The organism is Pseudomonas sp. MOIL14HWK12:I2 (genome assembly GCF_000510745.1).
In the GTDB taxonomy this organism is placed as follows: domain Bacteria; phylum Pseudomonadota; class Gammaproteobacteria; order Pseudomonadales; family Pseudomonadaceae; genus Chryseomonas; species Chryseomonas oryzihabitans.
This window is the reverse complement of the sequence record NZ_AZOA01000018.1, coordinates 17,666-40,226: the sequence shown is the minus strand read 5'-3', so window position 1 is coordinate 40,226 and position 22,561 is coordinate 17,666. Positions and strand designations below refer to the sequence as shown.

The 22,561-nt window shown below is 64.9% G+C and carries 19 protein-coding genes and 2 tRNA genes; 20 read left to right on the top strand and 1 reads right to left on the bottom strand.

Features of this window, described 5'->3' with window-relative positions:
• The first annotated feature begins 37 nt into the window (after positions 1-37).
• The 11 genes from tpiA to pnp all read left to right on the top strand — a co-directional run bounded on the left by tpiA (position 38) and on the right by pnp (position 10,206).
• Positions 38-796, top strand: a complete 759-nt coding sequence (gene tpiA / locus PSK12I2_RS0115645; protein WP_027599117.1) for a triose-phosphate isomerase — start codon at positions 38-40, stop codon at positions 794-796.
• Positions 796-1,176: a preprotein translocase subunit SecG gene (secG, locus tag PSK12I2_RS0115640; protein ID WP_027599116.1), complete on the top strand. Its 381-nt coding sequence runs from the start codon at positions 796-798 to the stop codon at positions 1,174-1,176. Before tpiA ends, secG begins: the two co-directional genes overlap by 1 nt.
• Positions 1,177-1,192: 16 nt before the next feature.
• Positions 1,193-1,278 (top strand) — tRNA-Leu (locus PSK12I2_RS0115635).
• 85 nt (positions 1,279-1,363) lie between these two features.
• A tRNA-Met gene (locus PSK12I2_RS0115630) sits at positions 1,364-1,440 on the top strand.
• A gap of 127 nt (positions 1,441-1,567) precedes the next feature.
• Entirely contained in the window at positions 1,568-2,026 is a 459-nt protein-coding gene (rimP, locus tag PSK12I2_RS0115625; protein ID WP_007162650.1) for a ribosome maturation factor RimP, read from the top strand.
• A 49-nt stretch (positions 2,027-2,075) separates the two neighbouring features.
• Positions 2,076-3,548 carry a transcription termination factor NusA gene (nusA, locus tag PSK12I2_RS0115620; RefSeq protein WP_007162649.1) on the top strand — a complete coding sequence of 491 codons (1,473 nt, stop codon included), beginning with the start codon at positions 2,076-2,078 and terminating at the stop codon, positions 3,546-3,548.
• A gap of 26 nt (positions 3,549-3,574) precedes the next feature.
• The gene (gene infB, locus PSK12I2_RS0115615; protein WP_027599115.1) at positions 3,575-6,133 is read left to right on the top strand and encodes a translation initiation factor IF-2; all 2,559 of its coding nucleotides are present in this window, start codon (positions 3,575-3,577) and stop codon (positions 6,131-6,133) included.
• A gap of 132 nt (positions 6,134-6,265) precedes the next feature.
• Positions 6,266-6,649, top strand: coding sequence for a 30S ribosome-binding factor RbfA (rbfA, locus tag PSK12I2_RS0115610; RefSeq protein WP_007162647.1), 384 nt, complete (start codon positions 6,266-6,268; stop codon positions 6,647-6,649).
• Positions 6,650-6,651: 2 nt separating this feature from the next.
• Positions 6,652-7,566 carry a tRNA pseudouridine(55) synthase TruB gene (gene truB, locus PSK12I2_RS0115605; protein WP_027599114.1) on the top strand — a complete coding sequence of 305 codons (915 nt, stop codon included), beginning with the start codon at positions 6,652-6,654 and terminating at the stop codon, positions 7,564-7,566.
• A 93-nt stretch (positions 7,567-7,659) separates the two neighbouring features.
• Positions 7,660-7,929: a 30S ribosomal protein S15 gene (rpsO, locus tag PSK12I2_RS0115600; protein ID WP_007162645.1), complete on the top strand. Its 270-nt coding sequence runs from the start codon at positions 7,660-7,662 to the stop codon at positions 7,927-7,929.
• A gap of 174 nt (positions 7,930-8,103) precedes the next feature.
• Positions 8,104-10,206 carry a polyribonucleotide nucleotidyltransferase gene (gene pnp / locus PSK12I2_RS0115595; RefSeq protein ID WP_007162644.1) on the top strand — a complete coding sequence of 701 codons (2,103 nt, stop codon included), beginning with the start codon at positions 8,104-8,106 and terminating at the stop codon, positions 10,204-10,206.
• 331 nt (positions 10,207-10,537) lie between these two features.
• Here pnp and PSK12I2_RS0115590 read toward each other — a convergent pair whose 3' ends face one another.
• Positions 10,538-11,422, bottom strand: coding sequence for a LysR substrate-binding domain-containing protein (locus PSK12I2_RS0115590; RefSeq protein WP_027599113.1), 885 nt, complete (start codon positions 11,420-11,422; stop codon positions 10,538-10,540).
• A gap of 113 nt (positions 11,423-11,535) precedes the next feature.
• Between PSK12I2_RS0115590 and PSK12I2_RS0115585 the strand changes: the two genes are divergently transcribed.
• The 9 genes from PSK12I2_RS0115585 to PSK12I2_RS0115545 all read left to right on the top strand — a co-directional run bounded on the left by PSK12I2_RS0115585 (position 11,536) and on the right by PSK12I2_RS0115545 (position 22,557).
• Complete coding sequence (locus tag PSK12I2_RS0115585) at positions 11,536-13,026, top strand: aldehyde dehydrogenase family protein (protein WP_027599112.1); 1,491 nt, start codon at positions 11,536-11,538, stop codon at positions 13,024-13,026.
• Between the two features lie 24 nt (positions 13,027-13,050).
• Positions 13,051-14,328 carry an FAD-binding oxidoreductase gene (locus PSK12I2_RS0115580; protein WP_027599111.1) on the top strand — a complete coding sequence of 426 codons (1,278 nt, stop codon included), beginning with the start codon at positions 13,051-13,053 and terminating at the stop codon, positions 14,326-14,328.
• 494 nt (positions 14,329-14,822) lie between these two features.
• Positions 14,823-15,944: a branched-chain amino acid ABC transporter substrate-binding protein gene (locus PSK12I2_RS0115575; protein WP_027599110.1), complete on the top strand. Its 1,122-nt coding sequence runs from the start codon at positions 14,823-14,825 to the stop codon at positions 15,942-15,944.
• Positions 15,945-16,040: 96 nt separating this feature from the next.
• A complete protein-coding gene (locus PSK12I2_RS0115570; RefSeq protein WP_027599109.1) occupies positions 16,041-16,955 on the top strand; it encodes a branched-chain amino acid ABC transporter permease in 915 nt (304 codons plus the stop codon).
• A gap of 3 nt (positions 16,956-16,958) precedes the next feature.
• Positions 16,959-18,239, top strand: coding sequence for a high-affinity branched-chain amino acid ABC transporter permease LivM (gene livM / locus PSK12I2_RS0115565; protein ID WP_027599108.1), 1,281 nt, complete (start codon positions 16,959-16,961; stop codon positions 18,237-18,239).
• Complete coding sequence (locus PSK12I2_RS0115560) at positions 18,236-19,111, top strand: ABC transporter ATP-binding protein (RefSeq protein WP_027599107.1); 876 nt, start codon at positions 18,236-18,238, stop codon at positions 19,109-19,111. Before livM ends, PSK12I2_RS0115560 begins: the two co-directional genes overlap by 4 nt.
• Positions 19,108-19,824, top strand: a complete 717-nt coding sequence (locus PSK12I2_RS0115555; protein ID WP_007162636.1) for an ABC transporter ATP-binding protein — start codon at positions 19,108-19,110, stop codon at positions 19,822-19,824. The genes PSK12I2_RS0115560 and PSK12I2_RS0115555 overlap by 4 nt, the downstream gene beginning before the upstream one ends.
• Before the next feature lie 2 nt (positions 19,825-19,826).
• The gene (locus tag PSK12I2_RS0115550; protein WP_027599106.1) at positions 19,827-21,548 is read left to right on the top strand and encodes an aconitase X; all 1,722 of its coding nucleotides are present in this window, start codon (positions 19,827-19,829) and stop codon (positions 21,546-21,548) included.
• Between the two features lie 250 nt (positions 21,549-21,798).
• Entirely contained in the window at positions 21,799-22,557 is a 759-nt protein-coding gene (locus tag PSK12I2_RS0115545) for an SDR family oxidoreductase (protein WP_027599105.1), read from the top strand.
• The last annotated feature ends 4 nt before the right edge of the window (positions 22,558-22,561 follow it).

Below are 22,561 nucleotides of genomic sequence, written 5' to 3'. Positions count from 1 at the left end.
AACATCTGCGCCCACTTCGCTCCCTGAGGTAAAACGCATGCGTCGTTCCCTGGTTGCCGGTAACTGGAAAATGCATGGCTCGCTGCAAGGCGTGTCGGCGCTGGTCGCAGGCTTGAAAGGGTTGGATGGCGCAGCGGGTGTCGATGTCGTGGTGATTCCGACATTGGTGCATCTGCCAGGGGTGGCTGAAGCGTTGGCGGAAACGTCGCTGATGGTGGGAGCCCAGACCTGTGCTCCCGTCGCGGGCGAGAAGGCTCTGACTGGCGAGGTGTCCTCGACCCAGTTGGCAGAATTCGGTTGCCGCTACGTACTGGTGGGGCACTCCGAGCGACGTGCGCTGCTGGGCGAGGATGATGTGGTGGTGGCGAAGAAATTCGCGGCCATTCAGGAGGGCGGGATGATTCCCGTGCTCTGCGTCGGCGAAACCCGTGAAGAGCGGGAGGCCGAGCGCACTCTGGACGTGGTGGGTGGCCAGCTGAAGGCGGTCATCGATGCGGTTGGAGTGGCAGCGTTCGCCAATGCCGTCGTGGCCTACGAGCCGGTCTGGGCGATAGGTACGGGGCTCACGGCGACGCCGGAGCAGGCGCAAGAGGTTCATGCGGCGATTCGCGCCCTGGTGCGCGAGGCCGATGCTGGGGTCGCTGAAGGCCTTCAGTTGTTGTATGGCGGCAGTGTCAAGGCCGCCAACGCTGCCGAATTGTTCGGTATGCCGGATATCGATGGGGGGCTGGTAGGTGGAGCCTCCCTGAATGCTGAAGAGTTCAGTGCGATTTGCCGCGCTGCAGGACGTGGATAATGTTGGAAACTGCAGTTGTCGTGATCCACTTGCTGATGGCGCTTGGCCTGATCGTGCTGGTATTGATGCAGCAGGGCAAGGGTGCCGAAGCCGGTGCATCCTTTGGTGCGGGCGCCTCGGGTACCGTATTCGGTAGCCAAGGTTCTGCTACCTTTCTGAGTCGCTTTACTGCTATACTAGCCGCGGTTTTTTTCGCGACTAGCCTGGGTCTGGCGTACTTCGCCAAGAACCATGCGCTGAGTCTGCGCGAAGTGGGTCTGCCCACTCAGCCAGTCCAGCAGGCTCCTCAGCCGAAGCAGGATGGTAACGATGTTCCCCTGAGTCAGCCTAGCGCTGCCCAGAGTGGTACTTCCGGGGACGTGCCCCAGGAGTCCAAGTAGGTTTCAAAGGTTTCATGCCGAAGTGGTGGAATTGGTAGACACGCTATCTTGAGGGGGTAGTGGCCACAGGCTGTATGGGTTCGAGTCCCATCTTCGGCACCAAATAGCAAAGACGTCCTGCAGGACGCGGCGAGAGAGTAGGTTGACTCCTAGAGTTCAGTTGAATATAATCTCGCTCCAGCTTTGACGCGGGGTGGAGCAGTCTGGTAGCTCGTCGGGCTCATAACCCGAAGGTCGTTGGTTCAAATCCAGCCCCCGCAACCAGTTTTTTAAAGCCCCTTTATAGGGGCTTTTTGTTGGCTGGACAGTTCGGGTCGCGCTTTCTTGCGCAGACCTCTTAGGGATGGGCGTAATGCCCATTTTTTATTCTCAAAAAACGCGAGGCAACCAGGTGTCGAGCAAGCTAGAACAGTTGCAGGCCTTGCTGGCCCCCGTCGTCGAGGCGCTTGGCTATGTCTGCTGGGGTGTCGAGTACATCTCCCAAGGGCGGCATTCGCTACTGCGTGTCTATATCGATCATCCCAACGGCATTCTCGTCGAAGATTGCGAGGCCGTCAGTCGCCAGGTAAGTGGCGTACTCGATGTGGAAGATCCCATCACCAATGAATACACCCTCGAGGTGTCTTCCCCCGGTATGGATAGACCGCTGTTCACGCTGGAGCAATTCGCTGCCCACGCCGGTGAACAGGTCAAGGTCAAACTTCGGTCGCCCTTCGAAGGGCGACGTAATTTCCAGGGTTTGCTGCGCGGTGTGGAAGACCAGGACGTCGTGGTGCAGGTGGACGAGCATGAGTATCTGCTGCCCATCGAGATGATCGACAAGGCCAACGTCGTTCCCCGTTTCGAGTGATTTGAGCGCGAGACCGCGGATCCCAAGGATTGCGAATACGAGGCGTAAGATGAGCAAAGAAGTTCTGCTGGTAGTGGAATCTGTTTCGAACGAGAAGGGTGTTCCACCCGGCGTCATCTTCGAGGCACTGGAGTTGGCTCTCGCCACGGCTACCAAGAAGCGCTACGAAGAAGATGTGGATCTGCGGGTGTCGATCAACCGACACAACGGCAGCTACGAAACCTTCCGTCGCTGGACCGTGGTGGAAGACGAAGACTATCAGCTGCCCGATTCGCATCTGACGGTGGAAGACGCCCAAGAAGAGCATCCTGGCGTCAAGGCCGGTGAAGTGATCGAAGAAAAGATCGAGTCCATCGAATTCGGTCGGATCGCCGCCCAGACCGCCAAGCAGGTGATCGTGCAGAAGGTGCGCGAGGCCGAGCGGGCTCAGGTGGTGGACGCCTATCGCGAGAAGGTCGGCGAGATCATCTCCGGTACCGTCAAGAAGGTCACCCGTGACAGCGTGATCGTCGACCTGGGCAACAATGCCGAGGCGCTGCTGCCGCGCGAGCACATCATTCCCCGCGAGACCTTCCGCATGGGCGTGCGTCTGCGTGCCCTGCTCAAGGAAATCCGCACGGAGAACCGCGGTCCGCAGCTGATGCTGTCGCGTACCGATCCGCAGATGCTGATCGAGCTGTTCCGCATCGAGGTGCCGGAAATTTCCGAGCAGCTGATCGATGTCATGGCCGCCGCCCGGGATCCGGGTTCGCGCGCCAAGATCGCCGTCCGTTCCAAGGACAAGCGCATCGATCCCCAGGGTGCCTGCATCGGCATGCGCGGTTCGCGCGTCCAGGCGGTATCCGGTGAGCTGGGTGGCGAGCGGGTCGACATCGTCCTCTGGGACGACAACCCGGCGCAGTTCGTCATCAACGCCATGGCCCCGGCCGAAGTCGCCTCGATCATCGTCGACGAAGACAGCCGTACCATGGACATCGCCGTCGCCGAGGACAACCTGGCCCAGGCCATTGGCCGTGGCGGTCAGAACGTGCGCCTGGCCAGTCAGCTGACCGGCTGGACGCTCAACGTGATGACCGAGGCGGACATCAACGCCAAGCAGCAGGCCGAGACCGGCGACATCATCCAGCGCTTCATCGACGAGCTGGATGTCGACGAGGAACTGGCGCAGGTGCTGGTGGAAGAAGGCTTCACCTCCCTCGAGGAAGTGGCCTACGTGCCCATGGAAGAGATGCTCAACATCGATGGCTTCGACGAAGACATCGTCAACGAGCTGCGTACCCGGGCCAAGGATCGCCTGCTGACCCGGGCCATCGCGACCGAAGAACAGAAGAGCCCCAGCGAAGATCTGCTGACCCTCGACGGCATGGACCCCCAGCTCGCCAGCGCGCTGGCCCAGCGTGGCGTGGTGAATCGCGAAGAGCTCGCCGAGCAGTCGATCGACGACCTGCTCGACATCAACGGCATGACCGAAGAGCGTGCCGGCAAGCTGATCATGGCTGCCCGTGCCCATTGGTTCGAGTAAGCGGCGCAGTCTGAGGAGAGAAGTGCATGACGCAAGTCACGGTGAAAGAACTGGCCCAAACGGTCAATACGCCGGTGGAACGTCTGCTACAGCAGATGCGCGAGGCAGGTCTGACGCACAGCAGTGCTGAGCAGCTGGTGAGCGATGCGGAGAAGCAGGCCCTGCTGACGCATCTCAAGGGGACGGCGCAGCTCGACGAGCCGAGCAAGATCACCCTGCAGCGCAAGACCCAGACCACGCTGAAAGTGGCCGGCAGCAAGACAGTCAGCGTCGAAGTGCGCAAGAAGAAGACCTTCGTCAAGCGCAGCACCGCTGAACTCGAGGCCGAACAGCGCCGCGAGCAGGAAGCCCAGCGCGCGGCCGACGAGGCTGCGGCCCAGGCACGTGCCGAGGAAGAAGCTCAGCGCGCCGCCGAAGCGGCTGCCCAGCAGCAGGCCGAAGCCGCTGCCCAGGCCGCGCAGCAGCAGGCGGTCGCCGCCGAGGCTGCGGCGCCTGCCGCGTCGGAAGCCCCGGCCGTGGTGGCCGAGCAGCAGCCCGCTGCCGAGGCTGCCGCCGAGGTCAAGAAGGCCGATCCGGCCGGCGAGCGCAAGCGCGAAGAGCCGCGTCGTCCCGTGCATCCTGCGCCGAGCAGCAAGCGCGACGAAGACGAGCGTCGCGAGCGCAAGAACGCCCAACATCGCCCGTCGATCAAGGACAAGGTCGCAGCTCCCCGTACCGTGCGCAGTGGCGACGACGAGGAAGAAGGCTTTGGCCGGCGCGGTGGTCGCGGTGGCAAGTCGCGACTCAAGAAGCGAAACCAACACGGGTTCCAGAGCCCGACAGGACCTGTAGTGCGCGAAGTCAATCTAGGCGAGACCATCACCGTCTCTGAGCTTGCTCAGCAGATGTCGGTGAAGGCCGCCGAAGTCATCAAGTTCATGTTCAAGATGGGGTCTCCCGCCACCATCAACCAGGTGCTCGACCGCGAGACGGCGCAGCTGGTGGCCGAAGAGCTGGGCCACAAGGTCAAGCTGGTCAACGAGAACGCGCTGGAAGATCAGCTGGCCGAGTCCCTCAAGTTCGAGGGCGGCAAGGCCCTGCACCGCGCGCCGGTGGTGACCGTCATGGGTCACGTCGACCACGGCAAGACCTCGCTGCTGGACTACATCCGTCGCGCCAAGGTCGCGTCGGGCGAGGCCGGCGGCATCACCCAGCACATCGGTGCCTACCACGTGGAAACCGAGCGTGGCATGGTGACCTTCCTGGATACCCCTGGCCACGCCGCGTTCACCGCGATGCGTGCCCGCGGTGCCAAGGCCACCGACATCGTCATCCTGGTCGTCGCGGCCGATGACGGCGTCATGCCGCAGACCGAGGAAGCCATCCAGCACGCCAAGGCGGCGGGTGTACCTATCGTCGTGGCGGTCAACAAGATCGACAAGCCCGATGCCGACCCGGATCGCGTCAAGCACGATCTGGCCGGTCGTCAGGTGATCCCGGAAGAGTGGGGCGGCGACACCCAGTTCGTACACGTCTCGGCCAAGGCCGGTACCGGCGTCGACGAACTGCTCGAAGCCATCCTGCTGCAGGCCGAGGTCCTGGAACTGACCGCCACGCCGGAAGCACCCGGTCGCGGCGTGGTCATCGAATCGCGCCTGGACAAGGGTCGTGGTCCGGTGGCTACCGTGCTGGTGCAGAACGGTACCCTGCGTCAGGGCGACATGGCACTGGTCGGCGTCAACTTCGGCCGCATCCGCGCCATGCTCGACGAGAACGGCAAGCCGATCAAGGAAGCCGGTCCGTCCATTCCGGTCGAGATCCTTGGCCTGGACGGCACCCCGGATGCCGGTGACGAGCTCACCGTGCTGACCGACGAGAAGAAGGCCCGCGAAGTGGCGCTGTTCCGTCAGGGCAAGTTCCGCGAGATCAAGCTGGCCCGCGCTCACGCCGGCAAGCTCGAGAACATCTTCGAGAACATGGGCCAGGACGAGAAGAAGACCCTCAACATCGTGCTCAAGTCCGATGTGCGGGGCTCCCTCGAGGCGCTGCAGGGCTCGCTGTCCGGTCTGGGCAACGACGAAGTCCAGGTGCGGGTGGTCGGCGGTGGCGTCGGTGGTATCACCGAGAGCGATGCCAACCTGGCGCTGGCTTCCAATGCCGTGCTGTTCGGCTTCAACGTCCGGGCCGATGCCGGGGCGCGGAAGATCGTCGAGCAGGAAGGCCTCGACATGCGCTACTACAACGTCATCTACGACATCATCGAAGACGTGAAGAAGGCGCTGACCGGCATGCTGGGCAGTGACGTCCGGGAGAACATCCTGGGTATCGCCGAGGTGCGTGACGTCTTCCGTTCGCCCAAGTTCGGCGCCGTCGCCGGCTGCATGGTCACCGAGGGCATGGTGCACCGCAATCGTCCGATCCGCGTCCTGCGCGAAGACGTGGTCATCTTCGAAGGCGAGCTGGAATCCCTGCGTCGCTTTAAGGATGACGTGGCCGAAGTCCGTGCCGGCATGGAATGCGGTATCGGCGTGAAGAGCTACAACGACGTGCGCGTCGGCGACAAGATCGAGGTGTTCGAGAAGGTTCAGGTCGCCCGTTCGCTGTAACGACGACCCTGCACCAGGACGGCAGGTCGCGGACCTGGCAAAACCCTGCCAGGTCCGGACTTGCCGTTCGCGTTTCCAAGGTTCATGGCTGGCAGGCCTGGTGTCTGCGGCCTTTCGTACGAGAGTTTCGACATGGCCAAAGAATTCAGCCGTACCCAGCGCATCGGTGATCAGATGCAGCGTGAACTGGCACTGCTGATCCAGCGCGAGATCAAGGATCCGCGACTGGGCATGGTGACCATCACCGGTGTGGACGTCGCGCGCGACCTGTCCCATGCCAAGGTGCACATCACCGTCCTGGGCAAGGACGACGATGCCGACGCCATCAAGCAGAACATCGGCATCCTCAAGGACGCCGCCGGCTTCCTGCGCCAGCAGCTGGGCCGGGCGATGAAGCTGCGCACCGTTCCGCAACTGAGCTTCCAGTACGACGAGAGCATCCGTCGCGGTGCCCAGCTGTCGGCCCTGATCGAGCGAGCGGTCGCCGAAGACCGTCGCCACGAAGGGGAGGAATAGGGGTGGCCCAGGTCAAGCGTATTCGCCGCCAGGTGCACGGCGTGCTGGTGCTGGACAAGCCGCGCGGCTTCTCCTCCAACGCCGCCCTGCAAAAGGTCCGCTGGCTGCTCAATGCCGAGAAGGCCGGACACACCGGTAGCCTGGATCCCCTGGCCACCGGCGTGCTGCCACTGTGCTTCGGCGAGGCCACCAAGTTTTCCCAGTACCTGCTGGATGCCGACAAGGGCTACAGCACCGTGGCGCAACTGGGCGTCACCACCACTACCGGCGATGCCGAGGGTGAAGTGCTGGAGCGACGGGCGGTCGCGGTCGATGAAGCGGCCATCCAGACGGCACTGCCGGCCTTCCGCGGCCAGATAGAGCAGATCCCGCCGATGTATTCGGCGCTCAAGCGCGACGGTCAGCCGCTGTACAAGCTGGCGCGTGCCGGGGAAGTAGTGGAGCGCGAGGCGCGTTCTGTTACTATTGCCCGTCTGGAACTGCTGGCGTTGCAGGAAGATCGCGCGACGCTGGAAGTGGCCTGCAGCAAGGGCACCTATGTGCGTACCCTGGTCGAAGACCTCGGCGCCCGTCTTGGCTGTGGTGCCCATGTGGCCGAGTTGCGCCGCACCCAGGCCGGCCCCTTTGGCCTGGCGCAGGCCATCAGCCTGGAAGAGCTGGAGGCGGCGCACGCCGAAGGCGGTTCCGAAGCTCTGGATCGCTTCCTGCTGCCGGTCGACAGTGGCCTGGAGCACTGGCCGCTGGTGCAGTTGACGCAGCACAGCGCCTACTACTGGTTGCACGGTCAGCCCGTTCGGGCGGCCAATGCACCGAAATTCGGCTTGATGCGGGTGCAGGACGACCAGGGTCGTTTCATCGGCATCGGCGAGATTGACGACGAGGGGCAGGTTGCTCCCCGTAGACTGATTCGGTCCTAGACCGATACCGAGGGTGGCTGTCAGCAGGCACGGTCACACCTCTTTCCTTAAGCACGGGATCCATCCCGGCCTGTTCCTCAGAGGAGCCCTATCATGGCACTGAGCGTTGAAGACAAAGCCCAGATCGTAAACGAGTTCAAGCAGAGCGAAGGCGACACCGGTTCCCCGGAAGTGCAGGTTGCCCTGCTGTCCGCCAACATCGACAAGCTGCAAGGTCACTTCAAGGCCAACGGCAAAGATCACCACAGCCGTCGTGGTCTGATCCGCATGGTCAACCAGCGTCGTAAGCTGCTGGACTACCTGAAGTCCAAGGACACCTCTCGTTACAGCGCACTGATCGCTCGCCTGGGCCTGCGTCGTTAATACGATGCAGACCTGCTGCAAGCAGTCTGAAGCTGGAGGTCGGCTCGCGCCGGCCTCCGGCTTTTTTGCTTGAGAGGCCGACAGAATCGGCCTGCGTGACCCGGAGATCAGCGAGGGTCCGAATCCCTCTGGTCGCCCCCGTTTCCCCCAAGGCAATAAAGAGAAGGAAAGACTGTGAATCCAGTAATCAAGCAATTCAAGTTCGGTGAGCAGACCTTCACCCTGGAAACCGGCCGCATCGCGCGCCAGGCGACCGGTGCCGTGCTGGTTTCCACCGAAGACGTCAGCGTGCTGGTCACCGTGGTCGGTGCCAAGCAGCCCGCCGTCGGCAAGGACTTCTTCCCGCTGTCCGTGCACTACCAGGAGAAGACCTACGCCGCTGGCCGCATTCCCGGTGGCTACTTCAAGCGTGAAGGCCGTCCTTCCGAGAAGGAAACCCTGACCTCGCGCCTGATCGATCGCCCGATCCGCCCGCTGTTCCCCGAAGGCTTCCTCAACGAAGTCCAGGTGGTCTGCACCGTGGTCAGCACCAACAAGAAGTCCGATCCGGACATCGCCGCCATGATCGGCACCTCCGCCGCCCTGGCCATCTCCGGCATTCCCTTCGCCGGTCCCATTGCCGCTGCGCGCGTGGGCTACCACAGTGAACTGGGCTACCTGCTGAACCCCAGCTACGAGCAGCTGCAGAGCTCCAGCCTGGACATGGTCGTGGCCGGTACCCGTGACGCCGTGCTGATGGTGGAATCCGAAGCCGACGAGCTGACCGAAGACCAGATGCTGGGTGGCGTGCTGTTCGCCCACGAAGAATTCCAGGTGGCCATCGAGGCCATCAGCCAGTTCGCCGCCGAAGCCGGCAAGCCGACCTGGAACTGGCAGGCACCCGCCGAGAACACCGCTCTGGTCGAGGCCGTCAAGGCCGAGGTCGGCGAGGCCGTGTCCCGTGCCTACACCATCACCATCAAGCAGGACCGCTATGCGGCCCTGGGCGCCCTGCGTGACCAGGCCATCGCCAAGCTGGCCGGCGAGAACGGCCAGTACAGCGAAGCCGAGGTCAAGGAGACCTTCGGTCTGCTGGAATACCGCACCGTGCGCCAGAACATCGTCGACGGCAAGCCGCGTATCGACGGCCGCGACACCCGCACCGTTCGCCCGCTGCAGATCGAAGTCGGCACCCTGAAGAAGACCCACGGTTCGGCGCTGTTCACCCGTGGCGAAACCCAGGCCCTGGTCACCGCGACCCTGGGTACCGCCCGCGATGCCCAGCTGCTGGACACCCTGGAAGGCGAGCGTCGTGACAGCTTCATGCTGCACTACAACTTCCCGCCCTTCTCGGTCGGCGAGTGCGGCCGCATGGGCAGCCCGGGCCGTCGCGAGATCGGTCACGGCCGCCTGGCCCGTCGTGGCATCCAGGCCATGCTGCCGACCCAGGAAGCCTTCCCCTACAGCATCCGCGTGGTCTCCGAGATCACCGAGTCCAACGGCTCCAGCTCCATGGCCTCGGTCTGCGGTGCCTCTCTGGCGCTGATGGACGCCGGTGTGCCGGTCAAGGCCCCGGTTGCCGGTATCGCCATGGGTCTGGTCAAGGAAGGCGAGAAGTTCGCCGTCCTGACCGACATCCTGGGTGACGAAGATCACCTGGGCGACATGGACTTCAAGGTGGCCGGTACCGCCAAGGGCGTTACCGCCCTGCAGATGGACATCAAGATCAACGGCATCACCGAAGAGATCATGGAGATCGCACTGGAGCAGGCGCTGGAAGCGCGTCTGAACATCCTGGGTCAGATGAACCAGGTGATCTCCGAGTCCCGCGCCGAGCTGTCGGAAAACGCCCCGACCATGCTGGCGATGAAGATCGACCAAGACAAGATCCGCGACGTGATCGGCAAGGGTGGCGCCACCATCCGTGGTATCTGCGAAGAGACCAAGGCTTCGATCGACATCGAAGACGACGGCACCATCAAGATCTACGGCGAGACCCGCGAAGCGGCTGAAGCGGCCAAGCAGCGCGTTCTGGGCATCACTGCCGAGGCTGAGATCGGCAAGATCTACGTCGGCAAGGTGGAGCGCATCGTCGACTTCGGCGCCTTCGTCAACATCCTGCCGGGCAAGGACGGTCTGGTGCACATCTCGCAGATCAGCGATCAGCGCATCGAGAAGGTCACCGACGTCCTCAAGGAAGGTCAGGAAGTGAAGGTGCTGGTGCTGGACGTGGACAACCGCGGTCGCATCAAGCTGTCGATCAAGGACGTGGCGGCGGCGGAAGCCTCCGGCGTCTGAGACGACCCTGCATGAGAAAAACCCGGCTTCGGCCGGGTTTTTTCGTTTCGGGTACGGGTCCCGGGGACCTTTGTATCGCGGCCATGCCGGTGCGCCGTAGCGACCGCTTCTCCAGGGGGGCAACTGTCCTATCGCTATAGGAATACACCCGTAGCGTGGAAAACGGCGCAGCCTTTTCCACTGAAGAGTTCATCGCGGGTCCTACCCTCACCCCGGCCCTCTCCCAGAGGGAGAGGGGGTTATCCGAGCTGGCATTAGCCCCGGCAAGATCGCGATAAACCGGCGTGCCTCCCGCTGTAGGAGCGACCCATGGCCGCGATTGGTCCAGGCATTACGCCTTCTCGCGAATCCATTCGATGAAGCTGCGCACCTTGGGCACCTCGGCCATCTGTTCCGGATAGGCCAGCCAGTAGGCGTGGGGGCTGGCCAGGCGGTGGGGCCAGGCGAGCACCAGGCGGCCGGAGGCCAGTTCTTCGGCCACCAGGAATTCCGGCAGCAGCGCCACACCGCAGCCTTCCTGGGCGGCGCGGGCACAGAGGGTAAAGGTGTCGAAGCGCGGCCCGTGATGGCTGTGCACCTCCTCGCGCCCGAGGCTGGCGTACCAGTCGTGCCAGGACTCCGGGCGGGTGGTGTTCTGCAGCAGCACGAAGTCCACCAGTTGCTCCGGTCCGGCGATGCCCTCGGTGGGCAGCAGATCCGGCGCGCAGACCGCGACCATGTGCTCGTGCAGCAGCAGTTCGCACTCGGCACCCGGCCAGCTGCCATGACCATAGAACAGTGCCACGTCATGGCGGGGATCGCGGAAGTCCACCGGCTCCAGGGCGCTGGAGACGTCCAGGTGGATGTTGGGAAAGCGCAGGCGCCAGCCCTTCAGCCGTGGCACCAGCCAGCGTTCGCCGAAGGTCGGCGGGGTGGCCACGCGCAGCACCTCGGTCTCGCCGCCATAGGATCTCAGGTAGCGCGCCGACATCTCCAGCTGGTTGAGGATCTTGTCCACCTCGGCCAGGTAGAGCGCGCCCGCCGGCGTGAGTTGCAGGCGACGGCGGACCCGGCGAAACAGGCTGTGCTGCAGCAGGTCCTCGAGCTGGGCGACCTGCTTGCTGACGGCGCTCTGGGTCAGGGCCAGTTCGTCGGCCGCGCGGGTAAAGCTCAGGTGACGCGCGACCGCCTCGAAGCACTGCATGGCGGTGATGGACGGCAGGTGGCGACGTTGCATGAGCGGACTCGCGGCATGAAAAAAGGGAATGATATGCCGAGCAAAGGTCGGTTGTCCGGCGCCGCTGGGCTGACCATACTCAGGGACGATTCCCACTCTGCGGAGACCTCAGCATGAGCAAGGCCCTGTTGGAACGCCTCGGCGTTCCTGCCCAGCACTACACCCAAGGCGAGCACCGGGTGCATTCCCCCATCGATGGCAGCCAACTGGGCAGCGTCGCCCTGGAAAGCGCCGCCGAGGTGGAGCAGAAGATCTCCCGTGCCGAGCGCGCCTTCCAGGCCTGGCGTGCGGTGCCGGCGCCGCGCCGTGGCGAACTGGTGCGGCTGCTGGGTGAAGAGCTGCGCGCGCACAAGGCCGATCTGGGCGAGCTGGTGTCCTGGGAAGCCGGCAAGATCACCCAGGAAGGCCTGGGCGAAGTCCAGGAGATGATCGACATCTGCGACTTCGCCGTTGGCCTGTCGCGTCAGCTCTATGGTCTGACCATTGCCTCCGAGCGCCCTGGTCATCACATGCGTGAATCCTGGCAGCCGCTGGGGGTGGTGGGCATCATCAGTGCCTTCAACTTCCCGGTGGCGGTCTGGTCGTGGAATGCCGCCCTGGCCCTGGTCTGTGGCAATCCGGTGATCTGGAAGCCCTCGGAAAAGACCCCGCTGACCGCCCTGGCCTGCCAGGCGCTGTTCGAGAAGGCCCTGGCGCGCTTTGGCGATGCTCCGGCCGATCTGAGTCAGGTCATCGTTGGCGATCGCGCCGCCGGTGAAGCCCTGGTGGACGATCCGCGGGTGGCACTGGTGAGCGCCACGGGTAGCACCCGCATGGGTCGCGAGGTAGGACCCCGGGTTGCGGCGCGCTTCGGTCGCAGCATCCTCGAGCTGGGCGGCAACAATGCCATGATCCTCGCGCCGAGTGCCGATCTGGACATGGCGGTGCGTGCCATCCTGTTCAGCGCCGTCGGTACCGCCGGCCAGCGCTGCACCACCCTGCGCCGGCTGATCGCCCATCGTTCGGTCAAGGACGAGATCGTCGCCCGACTCAAGACCGCCTATGCCAAAGTCCGCATCGGTCATCCGCTGGAGGGCAACCTGATCGGTCCGCTGATCGACGCGGCCAGTTTCCAGGCCATGCAGGGCGCGCTGGAGCAGGCGCGTGGCGAGGGTGGGGTGGTCTACGGCGGCGAGCGCCAGCTGGCCGACAGGTATCCCGAGGCCTACTACGTGGCGCCGGCCATCGTCGAGATGCCCGAGCAGAGCGAGGCGGTGCGTCACGAGACCTTCGCGCCCATCCTCTATGTGCTGACCTATGACGATTTCGACGAGGCGGTGGCGCTGAACAACGCCGTGCCCCAGGGCCTGTCGTCCTGCATCTTCACCACCGACGTGCGCGAGGCCGAGGCCTTCATGTCGGCGACCGGCAGCGACTGCGGCATCGCCAACGTCAACATCGGACCGAGCGGTGCCGAGATCGGTGGCGCCTTCGGTGGCGAGAAGGAAACCGGCGGTGGCCGCGAATCCGGCTCCGATGCCTGGAAGGCCTACATGCGCCGCCAGACCAACACCGTCAACTACTCCCGCCAGTTGCCGCTGGCCCAGGGCATCGTCTTCGACTGAGTGGATCCGCCAGGAGCGCAGAGAATGCAGTTGCGTGAAGAGTGCCTATGGGAGCGGCTGTATCCGGCGGTGCCGGACGCACCGCAGCAGGGCGAGCGTGACACCGAGGTCTGCGTCATCGGCGGTGGTTACACCGGCCTGTCCACCGGCCTGCACCTGGCGCAGGCCGGGCGGCGGGTGGTGGTGCTGGAGGCCCATGGCGTCGGCCATGGCGGCTCCGGGCGCAATGTCGGGCTGGTCAATGCCGGCATGTGGATCCCGCCGGACGAGGCGGTGGCCACCCTGGGACCGGAGGTCGGCGAGCGTCTGCTGGGGGTGATGGGCGATGCGCCGAGTCAGGTGTTCGCCCTCATCGAGCGCTATGGCATCGACTGCCAGCCGCGCCGCGCCGGCACCCTGCACATGGCGCACAGCGCCAAGGGCCTGGCCGATCTTGGTCAGCGTGCCGAGCAATGGCAGCGCCGCGGCGCCCGGGTCGAGCTGCTGGAAGGCGAAGCCTGCTACAGCGCCTGTGGTACCCGCGACATCAGTGGTGCGCTGCTCGATCATCGCGCCGGTACCCTGGTGCCCATGGGGTATGCCCTGGGCCTGGCCAGGGCGCTGCGCCAGGAAGGCGGCGAGTTGTTCGAGCAGAGTTCGGTGCAGCGCCTGCAGCGGATCGGCGAACGCTGGCAGGTGGAAACCCCCCAGGGGCGGGTCACCGCCGACCAGGTGGTGATCGCCTCCAACGCCTACACCGAAGGCGAATGGACCACCCTGCGCAAGCAATTCTTCCCGGGCTACTACTACCAGGTGGCCTCGCGGCCCCTCGGCCCGGAGGCGGATTTCATCCTGCCCCAGGGCCGTGGCTCCTGGGACACCCGGACGGTGCTCAGCAGCATCCGCCGCGATGCCGATGGCCGTCTGCTGCTGGGCAGTCTCGGCAACATGGCGAGGCGGCCGGCCGGCTTCATCCGCGCCTGGGCCGATCGCATCCAGCGGCACTATTTCCCCGCGCTCGGACGGGTCGAGTGGGAATGCAGCTGGACGGGCCGCATCGGCTTCACGCCCGATCATCTGATGCGACTGTTCGAACCGGCGCCGGGCCTGCTGGCGGTGACCGGCTACAACGGACGCGGGGTTACCACGGGCACGGTGGTGGGGCAGGCCTTTGCCCGCTATCTGTGCAGTGGCGATCGCCACGACCTGCCGCTGCCCCTGGCGTCGCTGGATGCCAATCCGGTCGGCCAGTGGCGCAGCCTGATGTATGAAGCCGGCTTCACCCTCTATCACGCCGGGCAATGCCTGCGCGTGGTGCTCTAGCGACCCCGCCATACCTGCTGTCACCGGCCCTCGGGCCGGGCGATAACGCGCCGAAGCGGCCGATTTGCGCATCCCGACCTGTGCAATTCGGCCGCTTTTTTCTGGCTGTCCACCACTGCAAGCAGGTCGAGAGAACGGCAGATCCGCCCGGGGCCTGCGACCGCAAGATCATGGTTACTTTAGTGGCACAGTGTGGGGCCGGTGTTACGTTTTGGTGCGAAACAGGTGCAACCGGGTTGCTATCTGGTAACAAACCGCTGGGTTTCAACCCTCCCGCTGCTACCGCTTCGCCGAATTATTCAGACTAATGAGCCGCTTACGACAAAAGTCTAAAGGGCGGTCCGCTCCACTGGCTGCGGCCCTCGCCGCAGGCTGTCGGCGGTTTTGGCTCATCGCAGTAGCGGCAAATGGCCTTTGCGCCCGGTACACAACTGGCTGATGGCACAGGCTTTGCTCCGGCGAAAAGGCCAACCACCCTCTGGAGCAAACCTCCCATGTCGAAGATTTACAGAAAAGGCATTCTGGCTCTCGCTATCGGTTCTGCGTTCACTCTCTCCTCCCTGGCGCATGCCGACGTCGTGATCGGTGTCGCCGGTCCCTTCACCGGGGCCAGCGCCGCCTATGGCGAGCAGTTCTGGAAGGGGGCTACCCAGGCCGCGGCGGACATCAACGCCGCCGGTGGCATCAATGGCGAGAAGATCAAGCTGGTGCAGGGCGACGACGCCTGCGAGCCCAAGCAGGCCGTGGCCGTGGCCAACCGCCTGGTGGACTCCGAGAAGGTCAAGGCCGTGATCGGCCACTTCTGCTCCTCCAACACCATGCCCGCCTCGGAGATCTACGACGAAGCCGGCATCATCTCCATCACCCCGGCGTCCACCAATCCCAAGATCACCGAGCGTGGCCTGACCGGCGTGTTCCGCATGTGCGGACGTGACGACCAGCAGGGCATCGTGGCCGGCGACTACATCGTCGATACCCTCAAGGCCAAGAAGGTCGCCATCATCCACGACAAGGACACCTACGGTCAGGGCCTGGCCGACGCCACCAAGGCGCAGCTCAACAAGCGCGGCGTGAAAGAGGTGCTCTACGAGGGCCTGACCCGCGGCGAGAAGGACTTCAACTCCCTGGTCACCAAGATCCGCGCCTCCGGCGCCGACGTGGTCTACTTCGGTGGCCTGCACCCCGAGGCCGGTCCGCTGGTGCGGCAGATGCGCGAGCAGGGCGTGACCGCCAAGTTCGTCTCCGGCGACGGCATCGTCTCCGCCGACCTGGTCACCACGGCCGGTGGCGCCCAGTACACCAAGGGCGTGCTGATGACCTTCGGCGCCGACCCGCTGCAGAACCCCGCCGGCAAGACCGTGGTGGAAACCCTGCGCAAGTCCGGCTACGAGCCCGAGGGCTACACCCTCTACTCCTATGCCTCGCTGCAGGCCGTGGCCGCCGCCTTCAACGGCATCAAGGGCACCGACGGCGCCAAGGCCGCCGAGTGGCTGAAGTCCCACAGCGTCAACACCGTACTGGGTGAGAAGAGCTGGGACAGCAAGGGCGACCTCAAGGTCTCCGACTACGTGATGTACGAATGGGACGACAAGGGCAAGTACCACCAGCTGCCCTGATCCTCGCGTGAATCCGCCGGCCGCCGCCTCGTCTCCGCCCCAGGACGAGGTGGCGGCCGGCGGCCCTCGTCATCCATCCAGCGCGAGACTGCAAACGTGGACGGTATCTTCCTGCAACAACTGGTCAACGGCCTGACCCTGGGCTCGGTCTACGGACTCATCGCCATCGGCTACACCATGGTCTATGGCATCATCGGCATGATCAACTTCGCCCACGGCGACGTGTACATGGTGTCGGCCTATCTCGCCGCCATCGGCATCGCCCTGCTGAGCGTGTTCGGCCTGCATTCCTTCCCGGTGCTGATCCTCGGCACCCTGATCTTCACCGTGGTGGTCACCTCCGTGTACGGCTGGGCCATCGAGCGGATCGCCTACAAGCCGCTGCGCAACTCCACGCGCCTGGCGCCGCTTATCTCGGCCATCGGCATGTCGCTGATCCTGCAGAACTACGTGCAGCTCGCCCAGGGCGCGCGCCAGCAGGGGGTACCGACGCTGCTCGACGGCGCCCTGCGCCTGCACATCGGCGACGGCTTCGTGATCATCACCTACACCAAGATCTTCATCATCCTGGCCTCCATCATCGGCATGGGCCTGCTCACCTACGTGATCCAGAAGACCACCCTCGGCCGCATGTGCCGGGCCACCCAGCAGGATCGCAAGATGGCGCAGATCCTCGGCATCAACACCGACCGGGTGATCTCCTACGTCTTCATCATCGGCGCGGCCATGGCAGCGCTGGCCGGGGTGCTGATCACCCTCAACTACGGCACCTTCGACTTCTATGCCGGCTTCATCATCGGCATCAAGGCCTTTACCGCGGCGGTGCTCGGCGGCATCGGCTCGCTGCCCGGCGCCATGCTCGGCGGCATCATCCTCGGCATCTCCGAAGCCCAGTTCGCCAGCCTGGTGAACTCGGACTACAAGGACGTCTTCAGCTTCTCGCTGCTGGTGGCGATCCTGATCTTTAGGCCCCAGGGGCTGCTCGGCAAACCCCAGGTCACGAAGGTGTAATCCATGAGTCAGACGTCTTCCTCCTTCGACCTCAAGGTCGTGCTGCGCGACACCCTCATGGTGGGCCTGGTCTCGCTGATCCTGTTCGGTCCCATCGTCGGCATCGTGCTCGACGGCTACGGCTACAACCTCGAGCCCGGTCGCGTCGGCATCATGGTCGCGGTGGTCATGGCCGGCCGCTTCCTGCTCAGCCTGTTCGGCCAGACCGCCAAGGGCCGTGACTGGATCGAGTCCTTCAAGCGCAACGACGGCGGTGTCCATGTGCTGCCGCCGGGGCACAAGTCCAACCTGAGATTCATCCTGCCCATCGTCATTCTGGTGGCTATCGCCTTTCCCTTCCTGGCCACCAAGTACTGGCTGACGGTCATCATCCTCTGCCTGATCTACGTGCTGCTGGGCCTGGGCCTGAACATCGTTGTGGGCCTGGCCGGTCTGCTCGACCTCGGCTACGTCGGCTTCTATGCCATCGGCGCCTACGGTCTGGCGCTGGGTTATCAGTACCTCGGGCTGGGCTTCTGGACCATGCTGCCGCTCGCGGCGGTCATGGCGGCGGTGGCGGGAGCGATACTGGGCTTCCCGGTCTTGCGCATGCACGGGGACTACCTGGCCATCGTCACCCTCGGCTTCGGCGAGATCATCCGCCTGGTGCTCAACAACTGGCTGGAAGTGACCAAGGGCCCCAACGGCATCGCTGCGCCTTCGCCGACCTTCTTCGGCATCGAATTCGGCCGCCGGGCAAAGGAGGGCGGGGTGCCCATCCACGAGCTGCTGGGCATCAGCTACAACCCCAACGCGACGATGATCTTCATCTACACCGTGCTGTTCCTGGTGGTGCTGCTGGTGCTCTACATCAAGCACCGCCTGACCCGCATGCCGGTCGGCCGCGCCTGGGAAGCCCTGCGCGAAGACGAGATCGCCTGCCGCGCCATGGGCCTGAACCATGTGCTGGTCAAGCTTTCCGCCTTCATGATCGGTGCCTCCACCGCAGGCCTGGCCGGGGTGTTCTTCGCCACCTACCAGGGCTTCATCAACCCGGCCTCGTTCAACTTCTTCGAGTCGGTGCTGGTGCTGGCCATCGTGGTACTGGGCGGCCTGGGCTCCACCGTCGGGGTGGTGGTCTCGGCCTTCGTCATGACCCTGCTGTTCGAGCTGCTGCGCGAATTCGGCGACATCCGCATGCTGGTGTTCGGCGTGCTCATGGTGGTGATGATGATGTGGCGGCCGCGTGGCCTGATCCGTATCGCCCGCAGTGGCTTCGCGATTCGCAAGGGAGTGGCGCCGTGAGCGACAACATTCTGACCGTCAGCGGTCTGGGCATGAGATTCGGGGGTATCAAGGCCCTCTCGGACGTGTCCTTCGATATTCAGCGACACTCCATCACCGCGCTGATCGGCCCCAACGGCGCCGGCAAGACCACGGTGTTCAACTGCCTGACCGGCTTCTACAAGGCCACCGATGGCGAGATCCGCCTGGATACCGCCGATGGCCGTTCGACCCGCGTCGGCAAGATCATGGGCGAGCGCTTCCAGGCCACCGACTTCGTCAATCCGGTGCAGTTCGGCAGCCGGCTCTGGTACAAGATGTTCGGCGGTACTCACCTGGTGAACCGCGCAGGGCTCGCCCGCACCTTCCAGAACATCCGCCTGTTCAAGGAGATGTCGGTAGTGGAGAACCTGCTGGTGGCGCAGCACATGCAGTGCAACCGCAACCTGATCACCGGCATCCTCAATACCCCCGGCTATCGCCGGGCCGAGGAAAAGGCGCTGGATACGGCCTTCTACTGGCTGGAAGTGGTGGACCTGGTGGACCACGCCAATCGTCTGGCCGGCGAACTCTCCTACGGCCAGCAGCGCCGCCTGGAAATCGCCCGCGCCATGTGCACCCGTCCGGAGATCGTCTGCCTGGACGAACCCGCCGCCGGTCTCAACCCGGCCGAGACCGAGGCGCTGGCCGGGATGATCCGCCTGCTGCGCGACCAGCACCGCATCACCGTGGTGCTGATCGAGCACGACATGGGCATGGTGATGAATATCTCCGACCACATCGTGGTGCTGGACCATGGCCAGGTCATCGCCCGCGGCCTGCCGGCCGATATCCGCAACGATCCCAAGGTCATCGCCGCCTACCTCGGCGCCGAAGAAGAGGAGGTGGCATGACCACGCCGATCCTGGAATTCCGTAACGTCGACGTCTTCTACGGGCCGATCCAGGCGCTGAAGAGCGTCTCCCTGTCCATCAACGAGGGCGAGACGGTGAGCCTGATCGGCTCCAACGGCGCCGGCAAGTCCACCCTGCTGATGTCCATCTTCAGCCAGCCCCAGGCGCGCAACGGGCAGATCCTCTACCGGGGCGAGGACATCACCCGCAAGAACGCCCACTACGTGGCCTCCAACGGCATCGCCCAGTCACCGGAGGGGCGCCATGTGTTTCCCGACATGACGGTCGAGGAGAATCTGCTGATGGGTACCATTCCCATCGGCACCCGCTGGGTGGACGAGGACATGCAGCGCATGTTCGAGCTCTTCCCGCGGCTCAAGGAGCGTCGCAACCAGCGCGCCATGACCATGTCCGGCGGCGAACAGCAGATGCTGGCCATCGCCCGGGCGCTGATGGCGCGACCCAAGCTGCTGCTGCTCGACGAACCCAGCCTAGGCCTGGCGCCCATTGTGGTGAAGCAGATCTTCCAGATCCTGCGCGAGCTGGCCCAGAGCGGCATGACCATCTTCCTGGTGGAGCAGAACGCCAACCATGCCCTGCGCCTGTCCGACCGCGCCTATGTGATGGTCACCGGCGAGATCCGCATGAGCGGCAGTGGCCAGGAATTGCTGGCCAATCCCCAGGTGCGCGAAGCCTACCTGGGCGGCCACTAGCGGTGGCAGCGGTCCGCGGTCGCTGTCTGGTCGCGGGCCATGCCCGGGGACGCCTGGCCTGGGCGCCCCTGGGCCTGAGTTTCTGGGGTGGCGTCGATCCGGCCAGCGGTCGGGTGATCGATCGCCACCATCCCCTGCACGGCCTGGAACTGGCCGGACGCATCCTGGCCATTCCCAGTGGACGCGGTTCCTGCACCGGCAGCGCCGTGCTCTTGGAGCTGTTGCTGGCGGGACGCGGACCGGCAGCGCTGGTACTGGCCGAGCCGGACGAGATCCTCAGCCTGGGTGCCATCGTTGCGGAAGAACTCTTCGGTCGCTCCCTGCCGGTGGTCAGCCTGGGCGCCGAGGCCTTCGCCGCGCTCGCCGAGCAGGATGAGATCGCGGTGAACGATGGCTGGGTCGGCGCGCCGGGAGAGTTCTTTCCCGACTCCACTAGCGAGGCCCCTGCCGACCTGCAGCTGAGCGCGACCGACCAGGCCAAGCTGGCGGGCGCCGAGGGCCAGGCCGTCCAGGCGGCGATGAAGATCCTGGTGCGCATGGCGCACCTGCAGGGTGCCCGCGAGCTGCTCGACATCACCCAGGCCCATATCGACGGCTGCATCTACACCGGTCCGGCCAGCCTGGCCTTCGCCCAGCGCCTGGTGGAGTGGGGCGGTCGGGTACAGGTACCTACGACTCTCAATGCGGTATCGGTGGATCAACGCCGCTGGCGCGCGCAGGGCGTGGCGCCGGCGTTGGGTGAGCCGGCCTCTGCCCTGGCCGAGGCCTATGTGGCCCTAGGCTGCCGTCCCACCTTTACCTGTGCCCCCTATCTGCTGGACAGCGCCCCGAGCCTGGGCGAGCAGGTGGTCTGGGCCGAATCCAATGCCGTGGTCTTCGCCAACAGCGTACTGGGCGCGCGCACCCAGAAGTACGCCGACTTCCTCGATATCTGTACCGCCCTGACCGGTCGGGCTCCTCTGGCCGGCTGCCACCTGGACAGCGGTCGCCGCGCGGCCAAGGTCTTGCGGGTCACCGTACCCGAGGGCCATGACGACGCCTTCTACCCGCTGCTCGGCTACTGGATCGGCCTGCGTTCACCCACGCGGATTCCGGCGGTGCTGGGGCTGGAAAACAGCCAGCCCAGTCGCGACGATCTCAAGGCCTTTGGCGCCGCCTTCGCCACCACCTCGGCGGCGCCGCTGTTCCATCTGGTCGGGGTGACGCCCGAGGCGCCGACCCTGGCCGCGGTGGCCGCACCCGAGCTGGAGATCGAAGACATCAGCCTGGCCGATCTGCGCCAGGCCTGGGCCGAACTGGACAGCGCCGTCGCGCGCGAGGTGCAGCTGGTGGCCCTGGGCAATCCGCATTTCTCCGCCGAGGAGTGCCAGCGCCTGGCCGAACTCTGTCGCGGGCGGCAGCGGCATCCCGAGGTGGCGCTGGTGATCACCCTGGGCCGCGAGGTGCGCGCGGCGGCCGAACGGTCTGGCAGCCTGGCCGAGCTGGAAGTCTTCGGTGCCCAGCTGGTCGGGGACACCTGCTGGTGCATGCTCGGCGAACCCCTGGTGCCGCCCCAGGCCCGCACCCTGCTGACCAATTCCGGCAAGTTCGCCCACTACGGCCCGGGCCTCACCGGGCGCGAGCTGCGCTTCGCCGGCCTCGCCGCCTGTGTCGAGGCCGCCTGCACCGGACTGGCGCCGGCCGAACCGCCTGCCTGGCTCGTGGCAGCGGACTTATCCACCTGAAGCCCGGTCCGAATTCTGTACAGGAATTCCGTGGATCGTCCTGTGGATAAGCTTGGCATAGCCGGGCGTGAGGCCCAGGGCGCCTGGCCTGGCGAGAACTGTTCAAAAATTCGCCAGTGCGCGGAAAACCCTGCAATACCAAGGCGTTATAACTGATCCGCTGGATTTGTGGCGATCTGGGTATTCGCCTGACCAATGCCCCTGAGCTATCGTGGGCCTCGGCCAACCTCCCTCGCAGAAGGAATCTTTCATGTCTTCGATCTTCATCACCGGCGCCACCTCCGGCTTCGGCGCCGCCACCGCTCGCCGCTTCGCCAAGGACGGCTGGTCGATCGTCATCACCGGTCGCCGCGAGGATCGCCTGCACGCCCTGGCCGAGGAATTGTCCGGTCAGGCCAAGGTGCTGCCGCTGGTGCTGGACGTCCAGGATCGCGCCGCCGTGGAAGCCGCGGTCGCCGGCCTGCCGGAAGAATTCAACCAGTTGCGCGCCCTGGTCAACAACGCCGGTCTGGCGCTGGGCAACACGCCCGCCCAGAGCTGCGACCTGGACGACTGGGACACCATGGTCGATACCAACATCAAGGGCATGCTCTATTGCACCCGCCTGCTGTTGCCGCGGCTGATCGCCCATGGCGCCGGGGCCGGTATCGTCAACCTGGGCTCGGTGGCGGGCGACTATCCCTATCCGGGCAGCCATGTCTATGGCGCCACCAAGGCCTTCCTCAAGCAATTCAGCCTGAGCCTGAGATCCGACCTGCTGGGCACCGGGGTGCGGGTGACCAACATCGAGCCGGGCCTGTCCGAAAGCGAATTCTCGGTGGTGCGCTTCGGGGGTGACAAGGCCAAGGCCGATGCCGTCTATGCCGGCACCGAACCCCTGACCCCGGACGACATCGCCGAATCCATCCACTGGACGCTGAACCAGCCCAAGCACGTCAACATCAACCGCATCCAGCTGATGGCGACCTGTCAGGCGTTCAGCAATTTCAACATCCACCGCAAGAGCTGAGACG

Excerpts from the sequence above, each read along its gene's own strand:
- tpiA (WP_027599117.1), top strand. The coding sequence starts at position 38 with ATGCGTCGTTCCCTGGTTGCCGGTAACTGGAAAATGCATGGCTCGCTG.
- secG (WP_027599116.1), top strand. The coding sequence starts at position 796 with ATGTTGGAAACTGCAGTTGTCGTGATCCACTTGCTGATGGCGCTTGGC.
- nusA (WP_007162649.1), top strand. The coding sequence starts at position 2,076 with ATGAGCAAAGAAGTTCTGCTGGTAGTGGAATCTGTTTCGAACGAGAAG.
- infB (WP_027599115.1), top strand. The coding sequence starts at position 3,575 with ATGACGCAAGTCACGGTGAAAGAACTGGCCCAAACGGTCAATACGCCG.
- rbfA (WP_007162647.1), top strand. The coding sequence starts at position 6,266 with ATGGCCAAAGAATTCAGCCGTACCCAGCGCATCGGTGATCAGATGCAG.
- rpsO (WP_007162645.1), top strand. The coding sequence starts at position 7,660 with ATGGCACTGAGCGTTGAAGACAAAGCCCAGATCGTAAACGAGTTCAAG.
- PSK12I2_RS0115590 (WP_027599113.1), bottom strand. The coding sequence starts at position 11,422 with ATGCAACGTCGCCACCTGCCGTCCATCACCGCCATGCAGTGCTTCGAG.
- PSK12I2_RS0115585 (WP_027599112.1), top strand. The coding sequence starts at position 11,536 with ATGAGCAAGGCCCTGTTGGAACGCCTCGGCGTTCCTGCCCAGCACTAC.
- PSK12I2_RS0115580 (WP_027599111.1), top strand. The coding sequence starts at position 13,051 with ATGCAGTTGCGTGAAGAGTGCCTATGGGAGCGGCTGTATCCGGCGGTG.
- PSK12I2_RS0115575 (WP_027599110.1), top strand. The coding sequence starts at position 14,823 with ATGTCGAAGATTTACAGAAAAGGCATTCTGGCTCTCGCTATCGGTTCT.
- livM (WP_027599108.1), top strand. The coding sequence starts at position 16,959 with ATGAGTCAGACGTCTTCCTCCTTCGACCTCAAGGTCGTGCTGCGCGAC.
- PSK12I2_RS0115555 (WP_007162636.1), top strand. The coding sequence starts at position 19,108 with ATGACCACGCCGATCCTGGAATTCCGTAACGTCGACGTCTTCTACGGG.
- PSK12I2_RS0115545 (WP_027599105.1), top strand. The coding sequence starts at position 21,799 with ATGTCTTCGATCTTCATCACCGGCGCCACCTCCGGCTTCGGCGCCGCC.